The 1,353-nt window shown below is 66.8% G+C and carries 2 protein-coding genes; both read right to left on the bottom strand.

Annotation, left to right across the window (positions count from 1 at the left end):
• Positions 1 to 1,236, bottom strand: a 1,236-nt coding sequence (locus tag AC2VON_RS16740) for a class II fumarate hydratase (protein WP_486953951.1), incomplete at its 3' end; no start/stop codon positions are given.
• A gap of 28 nt (positions 1,237 to 1,264) precedes the next feature.
• On the bottom strand, positions 1,265 to 1,353 hold an 89-nt coding region (locus tag AC2VON_RS16735), incomplete at its 5' end, for a hypothetical protein (RefSeq protein WP_486953952.1).

The raw sequence follows: 1,353 nt of genomic DNA, 5'->3' as shown, positions 1-1,353 counted from the left end.
GATCGCGGAGTTCAGCGGCGTCACGATCGACGGACTGGATTCGGCCAGCTCGCGCAGATGCTCGACGTTGGCGGTCAGCCCGGCCACACACCGCTGTGCGAACAACCGAGACACGTTGGCCAGCAACGTGAACGACTCCAGGAGATTGCGGGCCATCATCGGGATGTAAACGTTGAGCTCGAATGCGCCGCCCGCACCCCCCCAGGCGATCGCCGCGTCGTTACCCACCACCTGTGCGGCGACCTGGGTGACCGCCTCGGGCAGCACCGGATTCACCTTGCCCGGCATGATCGAACTGCCCGGCTGCAGGTCCGGAAGGTGAATCTCGGCGAGGCCGGTCAACGGACCCGACCCCATCCAGCGGACGTCGTTGGCGATCTTGGTCAGTGACACCGCGATCGTGCGCAGCGCACCGGACGCCTCCACCAGCCCGTCCCGGGCAGCCTGTGCTTCGAAATGGTTTCTGGCTACCTGTAATTCGGCTAGACCGGTCCGGGTGACCAGTGCCTCGACCACACGCGCGTCGAAACCGTCGGGGGCGTTGAGCCCAGTGCCCACGGCCGTGCCGCCGATCGCCAGTTCACCGAGCCTGGGAAGGCACCCTTGCAGTCTTTCGATGCCGGCCTCGACCTGGCGGGCATACCCGGAGAACTCCTGGCCCAGCGTCACCGGGACGGCATCCATCAGATGCGTTCGCCCGGATTTGACCACCGTGCGCCACTCGCAAGCCTTTGCGGCCAGCGCGGCGTGCAACTCACCCAGCGCCGGAATCAGGTGGCGCACCGCGGCTTCGGTGGCCGCGATGTGGGTGGCGGTAGGGAAGGTGTCGTTGGACGACTGCGACATGTTGACGTCGTCGTTGGGATGCACCGTGACGCCGGCCGCCGCCGCGATGGAGGCGATCACCTCGTTGGTGTTCATGTTCGAGCTGGTGCCCGAGCCGGTCTGGAACACGTCGATGGGGAATTGGTCGTCGTGGCGGCCGTCGGCGATCTCGGCGGCTGCGGCGATGATCGCGTCAGCCTTCTCCGGGGACAGCAGCCCCAGATCTTTGTTCACCTGCGCGCAGGCGCCCTTCAGCAGTCCCAGCGCCCGGATCTGGGGGCGTTCCAGGCCACGCCCGGAGATCGGAAAGTTCTCCACCGCGCGCTGGGTCTGGGCGCGCCACAACGCTTTCGCCGGCACCCGGACCTCGCCCATGGTGTCGTGTTCGATGCGGTACTCGGATTCGGTCATGTGTGGCGGTCCTCGCTGTCGGGGGTCGCTACGGCAACGGGTAGGCGGCGGCGGAGTCGCCGGTGAAGTCGACCGCCGAATACTCGTTGAGCTTCGACAACCGGTGATAGGCCTCGA

The sequence above is a fragment of the Mycobacterium sp. TH-M82 genome, from assembly GCF_057473605.1.
This window is presented reverse-complemented; position numbering and strand designations above follow the sequence as displayed.